Raw genomic sequence first — 16072 nt, 5'->3', positions numbered from 1 at the left:
TTCAGTGGTAAACACGTTGGCAATGAGTGGTACAATTCGTGGCAATCGCTGGTACAAACTATGGCAGAAGTGGTACATTCTCTTGGCTGTAATCAATCTTTCATCTACGCTTTAAATTTATGGGAAATGCAACTCCTATGGACATCCTCATTTTGAAGTTATTAGTCGTTTGAATGCAGTTAGATCTATAATATATTCAACTGTAGACTCTGGAAATATTATAGAATCTATGAACTTTATTTCACTGTCCAACCAAGTATTGCTTATATTTTCTTCAAGTAATCATTTGCAGTTTTGTTAATTATGTTTGTTATTTCGACGATATTGTTCTGGATAAAAAAATGACCTCCCAGAAATTCGTATACTTTAGTATCCTTACTCGTTTCTTCCTTCCATGGAGTAATTTCCTTTATATCTATTTCGTCATAATTTCCATACATCAACGATAACATACTATTTAACTTTTGATTTTTTTCTTGATATATATACGTTTCAACCGCTTTAAAATCCGACCTTAAAATTGGAAGAAATAGCTCTTCAAAGTTTGGAGAGTTTAATATTTCCATCGGTGTACCTCCCATATTAAAAATTAGCTCTTTAAAATTGTCATCTGATAACTCATAACTTTTACTATTTGCTGTAATTCGAGGTGCTTTCCTACCAGAAATAAAGATATTGAATGGTTCTAAATGATTCTTTGCTATAAGTTTGTGACTCAATTCAAAGGCAATCAAGCTTCCCATGCTATGTCCGAACAACATATAAGGCATTTTATCAATTTCATTCTTAACTTTTTCATATATATCATCAACAATTTCCTCAATACTATTTTTAATAGGGTCTGTATACCTTTTTCCCCTGCCTGCTAACTCGATAGGGTATAATTCAATCTCCGGGGATAAGTAGTTTTTCCAGTTCATGTAGAATTGTGCAGAACCCCCGGCGTATGGTAAACAAAATAAACGAATTCTATCCATTCTACTCCAACTCCTATATGAAAAATTCATATTTACTATACAGTTTACATTCAATAAAATCCAAATACACAAAGTTATACCCATTATATATTCGCATGTTTTCTTCCTGAAAAATGAGTATTCTAAAATCAATTAACATCTAACTTAAATGAATTCTCTATATATTTCTGATGCATTCTTTTTGATAATCGTATTTGGAAAATCATATTTTTTTTTTGAGCATACGCTTAGTTTATAATTCTGCCCTAGAGAATAATGTTTTAAAAACAATACATTCTCTCCATCTAAGACAATGGATTTTTCTTCATAAAGTTGTTTTACGGAAAATGAGTTTAAAGGAATTGATAAGCCCTTTCCAACTGCTTTAACGTAGCTTTCTTTAGCAGTCCACAATTTATAAAAATAAGATATCTTTTCCCATTTATCTTTTTCCAACAAACTTTTATACTCTGATTCAGAAAAAAACTGTTTGGCTATCTCTAAATCGATAGGTACGACTTTCTCTATATCAATCCCTATAGGTTCATCATGTACTGCGCAAACAATCCAATTTTCCGAATGAGAGATATTAAAATGAAAACCATCCAGATTTTTCACAGATGGTTTTCCATAATCATTATACATAAATTGAATCTCATTATTTGGCATTCCAAAAGTTTTAACGACAACTGATCTTAGCATAAGATCTCCCAAAAGTGATCTTTGAGCGTCCTCCCATTTAACAAAGCATTTTAATCTATCTTGTTTATTTTCATCAACACATAATAAAAGATTTTCCCATTCATAATGTGTTAGTTGATTAGTCAATCTAGAAGCTACTATTTCTATCATTTACTCACCTTATCTTGCATAATGTAATTCATGAAAGCTATAATATTAAAATAACAAATCATAATTTTAAATTAGAGTAAGGCTCTCCCATAGAAACCAGTATCTCACGGCTCCCTGTGTATGAGTTTCTTCCATGTGCAACTAACATGTTATCTAACATCAGTAAATCACCTTTTTGCCATGGAAATGTGATTGTTTCAGAATCATAAGCTTTTCTAATGGCTTCTATTACCGAATCTTCAATTGGAGAACCATCACCATAATAAGTATTATAAGGTAGTCCTTCTCGACCTAGTAAACTAATAAGCATTTCGCGGACGTCAGCACTTAAACTAGACTCATGCCAAAATGTAGCGTGATTAAACCATACGGATTCCCCACTGATGGGATGATCTTGGATTGCTTTTCTTATCTGGCGTGTACGTAAACGATTTTCGTCTTTCCATTCCACTTGAATTCCATTACTTTCACAATATTTTTCTACTTCTTCTCTATTCTCAGTATTAAACACTTGCTGCCAAGGTAATCCAAAGCCATCGCCATAATTACGTACCAGCATCCACCCTTTCTCAGAGAAAGTCTCACATATTTTAGGATCTATTTTCTTGTAAATTTGGCGAACATCAGAAATTGGTGTTTCTCCACCATTTTCTGATGGATTAACAGAGCAAAACCATATCCTCATTGGCCAATTTGCTGAATATGAAAGCTCATTATGTTGCAAAATAATTTGGTCATTAGGAAAATCTGTTGATGTATAAACTTTGTTTCCCACTTCAGTTCGTGGTGAAGAGGATTCATTGTATTTTAGAATTTCAGAACAGTTGATATCCACAAATCGGTTTAATTTTTCTTTAGAATCAACGTTAAATCCTCTAAATAATATCCCACCATGTTTTAACAAGTAACTATTAATAATTTCTTCATTTTTCTTAACAAATATAGAAATATCAACATTAGGACTTTTCGGAGTAATCAATAAGGGGAGCAAGGTCCCCTCCGTTAGTTGTTCTATTTTAACTGAGTTGAATCCATGCCTATCTTGTACGTTTTTCATTTTAATTTCCTCCCTTATCTTCCTTAACTTATTAGTTTTACACAAATATTAATATTCATAGTTATTTATGCACCATCATTTTTATTTTCTCCTATATTAGGAAAGGGTAGTCCGAAAAAGATGAGTTAAATTCATAAATTTTACAGTATCTCATACTAACAATCTTTAAAACTACTATCTTTACTCCAGAATCGCTGAATGAATATTTCTGTTACCTTAATTCCTTTACAAGAATCTCAATAGCTTTACATACATATTCCATTTGTTCATAACTCCCCATTGAAACTCGAATATAGCCTTCATAACCAAATGAAGTTGTATCGCGGGTAATAATTTTATATTCTTCTATTAATCGTCTAGAAAACAAGCCATCTTCCCCAGGGACCTTTATCAAAACAAAATTAGTTTTTGATCGAATATACCTGATATTAATCCGATCCATTTCTAAATAAAAATATTCCTTTACCTCATTAACCCATTTTGTATTTATTGAATTTGTATCATCAATTGCAGCTATGGCTGCTGCTTGAGCAATGCGATTAACACTAAACGGAAGAACCGTACGTAATTGTTGTATTTTAGCGATAAGCTGTTCGCTACCGATAGCATATCCTACCCGTAAACCGGCTATACTATGGGATTTCGAGAAGGTACGCATCACTATAGCGTTACCTCCTTCACGAATAAAAGGAATTGCGGAAGCAAAAGAATCACCGGCGAAATCAGCATATGCTTCATCAATAATTGGAATCACACCCATCGCAGAAGTATCAATTAACAATTGTTGCAATTCTTCATAGTTGATTGTTGTTCCTGATGGATTGTGTGGGTTGCAAACAAAAACAGCATCGACATCTTTTTTGCAAGCCTCTACTAATTTACTAACCGGAATCCTAAAATTATCCATCGGTATGAAGCGATTGTTAGCGCCACTTAACGCAGTAGCCACTTTATATCCAGGAAAGGTTGACTCAGTAGTTAATCCTGTCTTATTAACTCCTAAAAGTGCAAGAGCAATAAAAAGTAATACTTCATCAGTCCCGTTCCCAACTAAAATCATTTGAGGTTTAACATTAAAATGCTTCGCAATGCTTTCCTTTAGGAGTGTACAGTCAGGATCAGGATAGAATTGAACCTGTCGTAACTCATTTTCAATTGCACTTTTAATTTTCGGTGACATAGCATTCGGATTCTCACTTAGATGCATTCTATAAAAGCTTGAGGCATCAAATACCCCACTGTTATAAGATTGCAAAAAAACTTTTTGTTGCATTAACTTCCCCTCCAGAACTAATGATTATCATTAAGTAAAACACCTAGACAATAACTTCCTTTAATAGCTTCTAATGTTATGAATCTATGTCTCATACCAGCTGGTATATAAATTGTAGCTGGTGAATCGACAATAAATTCTTCTTCTTCTATATCAACTTGAATTTTTGCCCCTCCTTTTTCAGGTGAGAATAACAGGTATATTTCCGGAACATCATGTGTGTGCATATTTGCGACAGGTTTGCCTACTAGCTCACTAATCTCCCCACCAGCTATTTCTATACTCACTCCACCAAACATTTCTTCGGTTAATAAAAATGGTGCAGGATGAAAATGACCATCTACCTCTTTAAATCTGGGTATACTAAGATTAATTTCTGGTTTCTTCATTGAAAATTCCTCCGTTCAAATAATAATACATGGCTATCTAGATATGTTTCCTATATTGGTCTATCTAGCTTCCTATCCTCGTAATTTGGTATTACCTTATCCACATAACGTAAAGAAGAAAAAATAAAAAATAGTATTACAGCAACTACACTAGCAATGCCACTTCCCAATAATAATATGCTTGGCTGATATTTAGATCCAAGTAAACCAACAATTATTAGGCCCATTGGATATGTTATTTGTCCAAGTAAGGTAAGTAGACTAAAAACTCTTCCTTGAATGTCAGGAGGAGTTTTACTTAAATAAATCGCCTCACAAGTTGCGTTATATAATGGACCAACTAATCCACAAACAAAAAGAGAAATACTGGCAATAATCAAATTTTCATTAGACACCATTGCTTGGAAGCTTCCCGCGAGTATAAGTCCAATCATTATGCTCCAAATACGATTTTTAAATCCTTTCCAACTTGCCATAATTATCCCTCCAACAAACACTCCAAGGAACAATATTCCATTCATAGCACCTGCTACTTGTGCATCAAAAGAACTTTCTGTACTGCCCAAGCTTTCAAGAATATCAGCAATAAGAGAAGCTCCTGGCTGACTTTGCCAAACTGATGAAGACATTGGTAATAAAAGTACCACTAAAAAAGAACCGAATAAGCCGAAAACAGTACTAGACGCAATAAGAGCAAGCAAACTTGGATGTTTTTTTATGAACTTTACACCAACCATAATCTCATCCAAAAAATTAAAATTTTTAATATTTTCAGATTTATCGCGTGTTGGGTTTGGTATAGCTACGAAAATAGCTCCAATTACTGAAACTAAAAAAGTACAAGCATCCACAATTAGTAAACCTTCACCACCAATGAATCCGATTAGGATACCACCAATCAGTGGACCACTAATAAAAGCCGCAGCATTAAGAGACTGGTTGAGACCGCTCACCCTTGCTATATTGCTGCGATCTATCATCATCCCCATTGTAGAAATTAAAGTAGGATTACGAAATGCGGTACAAAATGCATGAATTATAGCAACCGAATAAATATGCCACATTTGTAAATCACCGTTTTTCATTAATAATGCTAATAAAAGCATTAGAAATACAAGTAAGGCATTAGTTAATATCAAAATTCTCTTTCTATTCAGACGGTCAACGAAGACTCCTGCTATAGGTTGTGCAATAATCATTGGAAGAAAAAAAGCAATTGTTACCTTTGCGATTGCTCCTGGCTCCCCATATGTAGTCCATGCCCAATACGCAAGCACAAATGTGGTTAGACTACTTCCAATATTCGAAAATTTCTCAGTTATCATAAGGAACAAATATCCCTTTAGTCCTTTAAGCATAATATATCCTCCTCTATAAAAACATAACCTCTCAGCTTTCGCTGAGATGCGAAGTCTCCACTTAAGAGACCTCACATCTCAATATTATTTGAATGAATATTAAATCAAATCAATAGTATATTAATAAAAAAGCAAATCAAGTCGCACATTAAGTAAGAGTTTTGCTCCAAATCATACGACCAGTATCGACTACCCATCCCGTGGCTTCCATATCACTAATAATATTCTCTTTAATACCTTGAATATGTGTACCTATTTTTTGGAAACCACTAGACTTAGCAGTCTTACACATGTGAGTGACTAAAGCACGTTCTACCCCCTGATTTTGAAAATCCTTTCTCACGCCTAAAAAATTAATATATGCTGCTTCACGCTTTCCAGTTAAACAAGAACCCCAACCGATAAATTGTCCATTATATAGAGCAATTACTTGATTTTCAAGGTTTGCATCTTCGCTACCAAAAATAAATGCTTTAAATTCGTCAAATCCCATTTCTATGGTTGCTCCACCAGGTAATACCATATCTTTGATGATTGGACTTGCTAGTGTTTCAAATAATTCCAACTCAAAATTCGGCTTCTCATCTTTTTCCTGTTGGGCAGTACGAAAATTTATTTCATGCATTTTCATTTCTTCAATACAGCTGTTATGATAGTCCTCTTCAAATAAATTAAGGTTAAGATTAATTTCTGCGTTTTTCCCAATTAATTTAAAACCTCTATTTAAAATCCATTTTATAGAATCGGAATCGTCCTCCGAGCACGCTCCTATTAACTTTGTTACACCATGATCACTTGCAAATTTAAAACTCTTTTCTAATATTGAAGTCGCTAATCCTTGTCCTTTATAATTTGGATCTGTCATAACCATTATGTGAAATGTTTCTTCTGCAGAAGTTCCATTAACTATACCTGAATCACCATAAGCAACTACTTTCCCCTCACGCTCAACTACCCACTGTTTAAGTGGATTTTCAGGATGACGGCCTTCCTCAAGAGCTATTCTACCTCCAACAGTCATTGGTACCTTTGGATTTACCCTATTATTAATAGAAACAATTGTAGGAATATCATTTAATTCAAACTCTCTCATTCCTCTAACTTCTTGTTCTTCTTTATGCATTAAAATCCATCCTTTCATATGGTTATATCGATATTAAAAACGCAAAAGATAAAGATAAGTCTGAGGAGTCCCAAACTCTATACAAGATTCAATAGAAAGTCCTGCATTGGTAAACGCCTTATCATATTCTTCCTTAGTTGGTAATTTTACATCCATGTAAGAATGAAGTAGTTCAAATCCCAATGAAAAAATTGGTAATTCATTCGAAACTTCAATATAGTTATCAGGCATTCTCACGGTATCCGCTACTAACAGATATTTAATGTTTGGGAAAGTTTCTCGTATCCGCTCAAAAATCACATCCCATACTGCAGGAATATTATATAGATCATGGAACATCATAAAGCTACTCACGATTTCCACATTTTTCAAAGTTTCGTTGTGATTATTATTTTTTACGACATCTAGTACATTTGTACAAATCATTTCGATACGATCTTCGAAACTGTTTTTTTTAACATTTTTATTGGCTAAATTAATAGCATCTTTACTAATATCTATTCCTACACCTTTTATATTTGGGTATCGATTACATAATGAAACTAAACGACCTCCATTACCACAACCTAAATCAGCAATAGTGGTGAAATTCAAATCGTCAAGTACATCAAACAGTAAATGTTCCATAAATGAACGATTATTAATATCCGCTCCAATAGCCACCTCACCTTCATCACGTAAATGGCTCCATTCCTTTCCTTCTGTAGCTAGATTCCCAAGGTTACGGAATAAATCTCCGTAACCTCCGACACTCCACGTAAAATAACCTAGTTGCCCTATTAGTGTTTCCCCCATATCAGTAATGGAAACGTAGCCCTCTTTATGTTTCTCAATATAACCTAACGCATGTCCAACCTTGAGTAATGCAACTAAACGAGAATAATCACAATCAGTTTGAATAGCAAGTTCTTCCACCTTAACTTTACAACCACTCTTCAAAAAATCAAATAATCCGATTTTTTGGAGTGCATATGCTACATTTGCGCCCACGTATCCATTAAACAAATCTTCTGGATACAATTGTTTTTTTTCCATTTGATTTTCCTCCTTTAATTCCCTATAGAGTTGCTGATTCTTCTTTCTCATATTCGATAATATCCCATAGTTTTGGCATTGGAATAAATCCTCTTTCAATAGCGTTCTTTAAAATAAGGTAAATAAAATTTCGATTTGGCTCAGGACAATTAACTCCTAATTTATCTAATGCTAGATTTGTTTTTTGAGAATCGATGCGTACTATCTTTCCTGCTACTGCGCTGCCTTCTTGTTGTGCAATAATAAGTTCTAAAGCTTTTTCATGATCAATTGGCCGGTTTTCACTAAATAAAAACTCATTAAATTTTTCTGGTTTTAATAATGTTAAAGAGTAGCCAAAAGATTGTAATAAATGAGCAAGTCCCTCTAATGTTAGATGTTTAGGGTTACACAGATGAAATGTTTCTCCAATAGATTCTTTTTGGATTGCTAATTTAACTAAAGCTTGACTACAATAATCAATTGGTGTTAAATCTAACTCTCCTAAAGATTTTGGGGCCACTCCTAATAAGATAAAAGCCTTCAATATGCGATAGAAAGCATCAGTTTCTATGTTTTGTTGAAACTGCCCACTTTTCGAATGAGCAACTAGATTTCCTACTCTATAAATTGAAGCAGGAATCCCGTTATTATTAGCCTCTCTTACTAGTTTCTCTGCATTGAACTTGCTCTTTGTGTATACGTTATCGAGAACTTGCCCACGATCAAAATCTTTTTCATACAGTATATATTCATCTGGATCATTCTTGGACCATCCAACAATACTAATAGTTGAAACATAATGAAAATGCACATTCGGTATTTCTTTGGCTAATTCAAGCAATCTTTTAGTCCCACCAACGTTTATTTTGTCAAAGTGTTTCTCGTCTCCGTAATGCCTTACATCAGCTGCACAATGAATTATCATATCTACATGCTCTTTGATTAACCTCATGTGCTCCATGGAAATTCCGAGTTCAGTCTTCCCTAAATCTGCATTAATCACGGTTACTCTGTCTTTTATGCGATCTCTCACAGTTTCTCCAAAGTAGTATTCCATCTTGTTATTTATACGTTCAAGCAATGATAATTTAGTAGAGGGACGTACCAAGCAATAGACATGAGCTGAAGTTTGTTCAAGTAATTCATATAATACATGAGCACCAAGAAAACCTGTCCCCCCTGTTAGTAACACTGCATTAGGCTCAATGCGAGTGAACATTTCACACGTACTAGATTCTTCTGTTTCAGAATCAAGAGTAATCAATTCTGAAAGCATATTTGAATCATTTCCACATCCAGCATCTAGTTGATTAATTTCTAAAATATCTTCTTTACAAAATAAAAACTCAGTCAAACTAGCAACATTTCTATAGGTAAAGAAATCTTGTACTTGAATCTTCGGATAGTTTTGCTTTATTTTAACGATTATAGGTAATATCTTTAATGAGTGACCTCCGATTTTAAAGAAATCATCATATATATCTATCTCATCTAATTCAAGAGTCTCTTTCCAGAGATCAAGAATCCATTCTTGTAATTTGCCTTTAGATAGTTCATGCTCATTTACAAAGCCGTTTGTTTTTTGGTGATTCAGATAGAGGAATCTCCCTAATGATTCAATAGTTCTGTGTGTAAAGAAATCTTGTACTTGAACGTTCGGAAATTTCGGCTTTATTTTCACAATAATGGGCAAAATTTTAAGTGAATGACCTCCAATATTAAAAAAATCAGCTTTCAAACTAATACTATTTAGTCCAAGAGACTCTTTCCATAATTCAGCTATCCAATTTTGTATTTCATTTTCGCTCATAATAACCTCACTTCTTGGATTTTCATCCACAATTACTTCAGACATATCTATTGGTGGTAATCCATTAAAATCAACTTTACCGTTGGTTGTTAATGGAATATTAGAAATAGAAATTATACGATTTGGTATCATATACTCCGGTAAGTATTTTTCTAAGAAACTAAGAATCTCATTATTACTTACTTTAGTTCTAGTAACGATATAAGCTAATAAACGCTTATCTCCTGATGAATCAATATCTGTTGTAATTAGACAATCTATAATGGCAATATGTTTTAGTAAAGTTAATCTAATTTCTTCTAATTCAATACGAAATCCACGAATTTTCACCTGATTGTCTAACCGTCCTAAATATTCAAGGGTACCATCCTCGAGATAACGAGCAATGTCCCCAGTTTTATATAGGATTTCTCCAGGAATGACTTCATTCTCTAAAAATACTCTGTTTGTTTGATGATTTTTATTTAGATAACCTCGAGCAACTCCAGGACCTCCAATATAAATTTCTCCTTTCACACCGATTGGTACAGGTTGTTTTTGATTGTCGAATAAATATACTTTCATATTATTAATAGGTCGACCAATTGGGACAATATTCCGATCAAATTTCATCTCAGGAGATAGCCTTTGAACTATACATCCAACCACAGTTTCGGTAGGACCATATTCATTGTAAAGAATTGTTTGTGGATAATATGAAAACCATGATCTCACCAACTCTGGTGATAGAGACTCCCCACCAACTATCACATTTCGCAAACCTTTCATTCCTGTACCATTTATTTTGGCATCTTGAATCAATAACTCTAAATGAGCTGGAGTAAACTTAGCAGACATAAAATCATCAACACCCGCCATTTTCGTTATAAGAGTTATTCCTTCTAATTCAGCAGGTTGAATAAATATAGTATTTCCCGTTATCAATGGCAAAAACAGACTTGTTACAGTCAAATCAAATGAAATAGATGAATAAAGTGGAAAACTCCCCTCTTTATCGGAGTTATAAATGCTTTTCGCCTGCTTTAAATAATTTACAAGACCACTATGTTTTACTTGAACTCCTTTAGGAGAACCTGTTGATCCAGAGGTATATATAATGTAAGCAAGATTCTCTGCCGAACTGTTTTCTAAAAGTGGAGCAATACTATACTCCATTATTTTTGTATTCATTTCTTCAATAGTTACACATTGACCTCTGAAATTATTTATAGAGTATATAAATGATTGCTGAGTAATAACTATAGAAGCCTCTGAATCTTCCAATAAATAATTAATTCGCTCTGTTGGATAAGATGGGTCGATGGGGATGTAAGTCCCGCCCGCTTTTAATATACCTAAAATAGAAACCACTAACTGTGGCGAACGGTCACACATAATTGCTACATGTGTTTCAGTACCTATACCAATTTTACGAAGATAATGGGCTAAAGCATTAGATTGCTCGTCAAGTTCCCCAAATGTAAGTGCTTCATCTTTATATCTTATCGCTATCTTTTGAGAATTGTATTTTGCTTGTTTTGACAAAAGACTATGAACCGTTTCTTTTTGTGAATAGAATGTTTTTGGTTCATTATATGAAAGTAGTCTTTTCTTTTCTCTAACTGACAAGATATCCAATTCAGAAATCCGAGAAATTGGACTCTCTACAATACTATTAAGTAGATGTATAAAGTTATCCATCATTCGACTAATTGTTGAATCTTTAAAAAGGGCCGTGGAATACTCTAAATAAAGTGATATTCCATTTTCATCTTCACTTGCCATTAATGTTAGATCGAATTTAGAAAAAACACTTTGAGGTTGTATCGCTTCTACAGTATTACCGCAAAAATCTTTTTCCCCCTGAGTATGCTTTAACATACTAAATAATACGCTGAAAATGGGTGAACGACTTTCATCACGCAAGGGCTTTAATTCTTCAACTAACTTATCGAAAGGATAGTCTTGATGTGACAGTACCTCTAATGTCAAACTTCTTGCTTGTTCAAGTAAATCATTAAAACACGGGTTATCAGACATATCTAATCTCATGGCAACAGTATTTACAAACATCCCTATCACGTTTTCTGTAGATTGTTCATTTCTACCTGCTACAGATGTGCCTACAATAATATCCGTTTGGCCACTGTAACGATGTAACATTACTTGAAAAGCTGTTAATAGTAATGTATACATAGTAGAGTTATACTTTCTCGCCAATTTATGTAACCCCTTAACCAAATACCTGTCCAAATATCTTTGATGAGATGCTCCTTTGTAATTTTGAACTCTCGGGCGCAAATAATCTTGTGACAAATCCAATACTGGTAATTCCCCATCAAGCTGATTATGCCAAAAATCTCTTGATTTCAAAAATTCCTCATTTTTTTTATCGCTCAAGAACCAGTTCGCATATTCTACATAACGAAGATTAATTTTTGGTAAATTCGGTACTTTATTCACTGTCAAGTATTTATAAAATTCATTTATATCTCTCAGCAAAATATTCATAGACCACGCATCAAAAACAATATGGTGAGCATTAATTAGCAACATGTTCCTATTCGATCCTAATTTGACTATACATACTCGAAACAATGGTCCATCTTCCAAGTTAAATATAAGTTTAGATTCTTCCAAAAGCATTTCTAGTTGCATTTTCTTTTGCTCATTCATATTATAGTGCGACCAATCTATAACTGGGATATCAAGTACCATCTTTTCATCAATAATTTGTACAAGCTTTTCTCCCTTGATATCAAAGTTTGCACGTAGTTGTTCATGTCTATCAAATGTTTTTTTTATAGCCGTTTTTAAAATCTCCACATCTAGGTCACCTTGCAAAATCATAGCAGATGGGAGATTGTAAAAGGCTTCGTCTGTATGCATTTTTGAAAGGAAATATATGCGTTGTTGAGCATTTGATAAAACATAATTTTGTTGTTTCTGCATGCTAGGAATATTATCAATTTTAATATCTTCAGATTTTACTTTCATTTCTTTTTGAATAGTTTTAATTTTGCCTGTCAATTTATCAATGCTTCTTAACTGAAATAAATCTTCAAGTGTTAAATCAACGTCAAATTCTTTTTGGATTCTTGCCTGTAACTGAATAGCATTTAGCGAATCCCCACCTAATTCAAAGAAGTCACCATTAATGCCAATATTATTTACACCTAAAACATCGTAAAAGAATGACATCAATATTTCTTCAATATTAATATTTTTATTTGTACATAGATCACTTTGTTTTATCTCAATATCAATAGAATTTAGTCTATTGATATTACTCCCGAATATCTCCTCTTTTTGATTCATACTATATTCTTTATTCGAAAACGGATAAGTGGGTACATGCACCCGACTATATTTAAAGTCACTGCTTAAAGCTCTTAAATCTAAATCAACACCATAACACCATGCCTTACCCACGGATGATAGTAAAGTATTCCAATCTGGCTTTTGAGAATCTAATGATTTCAAAAAGAGGCGATTTCCCCCTACCTCTTTCATACATAAATTATGTAAAATTGGTTGAGGACCAATTTCCAAAAATACATCAATGTCAGATTTATTTAGCCACTTTATACCTTTTAAAAATTGAACAGGATTACGTAATTGTTTACACCAATAATCACTTCCCATGATAGTTTCCAATTCCCCAGCAAAATTGGAAACTATAGGATATTTTAAAGGCTGCCAATCAATTTTTTCAAGATATTTAGAGAATTCCTTCAACATAGGCTCCATCATGAATGAGTGAAAAGCATGTGAAACAGGTAACTTTTTGAAAACACCTCCATTTTGTTCCCAAAGTTCGCATAAGTGATCCACACCGTCCCGTGTTCCAGAAATCACTACTTGATTTGAACTATTGATAGCTGAAATATCTACTAAACCCTTAGTAGAATCTAGAAAATATTTTACTTCTTCAACACTACCAATTAAGGAAACCATCGCACCTTGCTCACATAACTCATGCATCAAACGACCACGATTCATTACTAGTAGTAATCCCTCTTTTAAGGTAAGACCTCCGCCAACACAAGCAGCAACATATTCACCTAAACTATGCCCAATCATCATTGTCGGTTGAATTCCCCAAGACATCCACAACTTTGCTAAGGCATACTCGAGTGCAAATAGAGCTGGTTGGGTAATACGTGTGTCATTAAGCTCCTTTCCAAGTTGCTCAGAAAATAGGTATTGCAAAAGTGGCTGAGGTAAATGTCCTTTTAATATTTCTTCACATTCATCTAAAGTATTTTTTATTACAGACGAGCTTTCGTACAATATTTTCCCCATTCCACTGTATTGTGATCCCTGCCCTGTAAACATGAAAACAACATCTTTCTTCGATTTTACATTTGAATAAAAAGTATCCGGAATATTACCTTCCGTCCTAGAAATTTCTTCACAAAGCTGTGCTAATTGTTCGGAGCTGTTAACTGTTAAAGCTAAACGGTAGTCAAACATTCGCTTTCCAATTTGATAGGTATAAGCGAGATCCGGTAAAGACTGCTTTTCCTCTAAGAGAAGGTGACTAGAGAGTCGGTCAGCAACTTTACGTAACTCATCCGAATTTTTGGCGGTAATTGGAAATAAATAATAATTAGGTTTTTTACTTACTGTCTGATTATTATCAAATTGCATTAACTCTCTTCCTTTCCTGGCGTTTCTTCTAAAATAATATGCGCATTAGTTCCACCAATGCCGAAGGAACTAACACCAGCTCGTCGGGGGGTATTTTTCGTATCCCAAGGTGAATTACGTGAGCAAACATAGAAAGGACTGTTTTCAAAATCAATTTCAGGATTTGGTTCTTTAAAATGTAAACTTGGCGGAATTTCTTTGTATTTTAAAGCTAGAGCAGTCTTGATTAGCCCTGCAATACCCGCTGCCGATCCAAGATGACCTATGTTTGTTTTAACTGAACCGATTCCACAAAATTGTTTTTTATTCGTTTGGGATCGAAATACTTTATTTAAAGCTTCTATTTCTATGGGATCGCCTAATTTCGTCCCTGTTCCATGAGCTTCAATATAAGAAATGCTGTCGGGACTTACATTAGCAGCAGCTTGAGCACGAGCTATAACATCGGCTTGTCCTTTAGTACTTGGTGCTGTATAGCCTATTTTCATATTTCCATCATTGTTAATTGCCGAACCCTTAATTACAGCATGAATTGGATCACCATCGTTCAATGCATCAGACAAGCGTTTTAAAAATACAACCCCTCCACCGTTGCCTTCCACAGTACCTTCTGCATCTTTATCAAACGCTCTACAATGACCATCGGGAGAAAAAATAAAGCTTGGCTCATACAAATATCCAGTCTTTTGAGGAAATCTTAATGATATACCTCCTGCTAATGCATAGTCAGATTGGCCAAGCAATAAACTTTGACATGCCATGTGTACAGCGACCAATGAAGTAGAACATGCTGTATCCACTAAAATACTTTCACCTGTAAGATTTAACTTATATGACACCCGAGTAGTTAAAAAAGTAGATCGAGATAGAAGATCCTGTTGAAATTGATCGGCAATGGAGATATCTCTCGACGATTGCGTGTGATATGTACCCGATGCACATCCCGCATATAAACTAACAGGCTTTTCTATTTCCTCTAAGTTATAACCCGCACTTTCAACCGCTTCCCATGAACATTCAAGGAACATGCGATGTTGCGGATCCATATTTTTAGCTTCCTTTTCAGACATCCTAAAGAATTCAGGATCAAACGATAATGCATTATTAATAAACCCACCAGCACGAATAATACGTTTGGATAGCTTCAAATCTTGATGAAAAGATGCTGGTTCAAGTTCATCGTCAAGAATTTGACTGATACTTTCCTTACCGTTTCTTAGATTCTCCCAAAACTCATAAGGATTATTCGCCCCAGGAAATCTCAATGACATTCCAATAATTGCAATTGAATTGTCCTTGGGGACCATTTTATTTGATGTATTTTTTAAAGTGATAGGTTTTTCTTGAGGTAGTTTCTCAGTGATCCATTGACTAAGTGCCCTAACTGTCGTGTATTGAAAAAGATCCATAAGACGAATCTCTACATTAAGTTCTTTTTCCAGAGCTGTTTGAACCTTGACTACCAATAGAGAATGCCCACCGAGATCAAAAAAGTTATCTTCAACTCCAACCTTTTCAACCTTAAGTAATCGTTTCCAAATATCAGAAACTTTGATTTCTACCTCTGATATCGGCTCTTTATAGTCTCTTCTAAAATACATATTT

The 16072-nt window shown here is 34.1% G+C and carries 10 protein-coding genes; all 10 read right to left on the bottom strand.

What is annotated here, in order from left to right; translation table 11 throughout:
* Positions 1-263: 263 nt before the first annotated feature.
* A complete protein-coding gene (locus H4683_RS19245) occupies positions 264-977 on the bottom strand; it encodes a thioesterase II family protein (protein WP_192600456.1) in 714 nt (237 codons plus the stop codon).
* Between the two features lie 144 nt (positions 978-1121).
* Positions 1122-1808 carry a 4'-phosphopantetheinyl transferase family protein gene (locus H4683_RS19240; protein WP_192600455.1) on the bottom strand — a complete coding sequence of 229 codons (687 nt, stop codon included), beginning with the start codon at positions 1806-1808 and terminating at the stop codon, positions 1122-1124.
* 58 nt (positions 1809-1866) lie between these two features.
* On the bottom strand, positions 1867-2865 hold the full coding sequence (locus H4683_RS19235) for a TauD/TfdA family dioxygenase (protein WP_192600454.1): 999 nt from the start codon (positions 2863-2865) through the stop codon (positions 1867-1869).
* 211 nt (positions 2866-3076) lie between these two features.
* Positions 3077-4138 (bottom strand): pyridoxal phosphate-dependent aminotransferase, encoded by a 1062-nt coding sequence (locus H4683_RS19230; protein ID WP_192600453.1) that lies wholly within the window; start codon positions 4136-4138, stop codon positions 3077-3079.
* Between the two features lie 17 nt (positions 4139-4155).
* A complete protein-coding gene (locus tag H4683_RS19225) occupies positions 4156-4527 on the bottom strand; it encodes a cupin domain-containing protein (RefSeq protein WP_192600452.1) in 372 nt (123 codons plus the stop codon).
* Positions 4528-4577: 50 nt separating this feature from the next.
* On the bottom strand, positions 4578-5885 hold the full coding sequence (locus tag H4683_RS19220) for an MFS transporter (protein WP_192600451.1): 1308 nt from the start codon (positions 5883-5885) through the stop codon (positions 4578-4580).
* A gap of 148 nt (positions 5886-6033) precedes the next feature.
* Positions 6034-7008: a GNAT family N-acetyltransferase gene (locus H4683_RS19215; RefSeq protein ID WP_192600450.1), complete on the bottom strand. Its 975-nt coding sequence runs from the start codon at positions 7006-7008 to the stop codon at positions 6034-6036.
* A gap of 33 nt (positions 7009-7041) precedes the next feature.
* Entirely contained in the window at positions 7042-8043 is a 1002-nt protein-coding gene (locus H4683_RS19210) for a methyltransferase domain-containing protein (RefSeq protein ID WP_192600449.1), read from the bottom strand.
* A 22-nt stretch (positions 8044-8065) separates the two neighbouring features.
* Positions 8066-14467 carry a non-ribosomal peptide synthetase gene (locus H4683_RS19205; protein ID WP_192600448.1) on the bottom strand — a complete coding sequence of 2134 codons (6402 nt, stop codon included), beginning with the start codon at positions 14465-14467 and terminating at the stop codon, positions 8066-8068.
* Positions 14467-16068: a type I polyketide synthase gene (locus tag H4683_RS22035; RefSeq protein ID WP_338062502.1), complete on the bottom strand. Its 1602-nt coding sequence runs from the start codon at positions 16066-16068 to the stop codon at positions 14467-14469. Before H4683_RS22035 ends, H4683_RS19205 begins: the two co-directional genes overlap by 1 nt.
* Positions 16069-16072 lie beyond the last annotated feature (4 nt).

Origin of the sequence: Sporosarcina limicola, assembly GCF_014873855.1 — a bacterium.
GTDB classification, from domain to species: Bacteria; Bacillota; Bacilli; order Bacillales_A; family Planococcaceae; genus Sporosarcina; species Sporosarcina limicola.
The sequence above is the reverse complement of the archived record's forward strand: the minus strand, read 5'-3'. Positions and strand labels throughout refer to the sequence as shown.

What these genes read in the sequence shown, in the direction of transcription:
- H4683_RS19245 (WP_192600456.1), bottom strand. Translation starts at nt 977, where the DNA reads ATGGATAGAATTCGTTTATTTTGTTTACCATACGCCGGGGGTTCTGCA.
- H4683_RS19240 (WP_192600455.1), bottom strand. Translation starts at nt 1,808, where the DNA reads ATGATAGAAATAGTAGCTTCTAGATTGACTAATCAACTAACACATTAT.
- H4683_RS19235 (WP_192600454.1), bottom strand. Translation starts at nt 2,865, where the DNA reads ATGAAAAACGTACAAGATAGGCATGGATTCAACTCAGTTAAAATAGAA.
- H4683_RS19230 (WP_192600453.1), bottom strand. Translation starts at nt 4,138, where the DNA reads ATGCAACAAAAAGTTTTTTTGCAATCTTATAACAGTGGGGTATTTGAT.
- H4683_RS19225 (WP_192600452.1), bottom strand. Translation starts at nt 4,527, where the DNA reads ATGAAGAAACCAGAAATTAATCTTAGTATACCCAGATTTAAAGAGGTA.
- H4683_RS19220 (WP_192600451.1), bottom strand. Translation starts at nt 5,885, where the DNA reads ATGCTTAAAGGACTAAAGGGATATTTGTTCCTTATGATAACTGAGAAA.
- H4683_RS19215 (WP_192600450.1), bottom strand. Translation starts at nt 7,008, where the DNA reads ATGCATAAAGAAGAACAAGAAGTTAGAGGAATGAGAGAGTTTGAATTA.
- H4683_RS19210 (WP_192600449.1), bottom strand. Translation starts at nt 8,043, where the DNA reads ATGGAAAAAAAACAATTGTATCCAGAAGATTTGTTTAATGGATACGTG.
- H4683_RS19205 (WP_192600448.1), bottom strand. Translation starts at nt 14,467, where the DNA reads ATGCAATTTGATAATAATCAGACAGTAAGTAAAAAACCTAATTATTAT.
- H4683_RS22035 (WP_338062502.1), bottom strand. Translation starts at nt 16,068, where the DNA reads ATGTATTTTAGAAGAGACTATAAAGAGCCGATATCAGAGGTAGAAATC.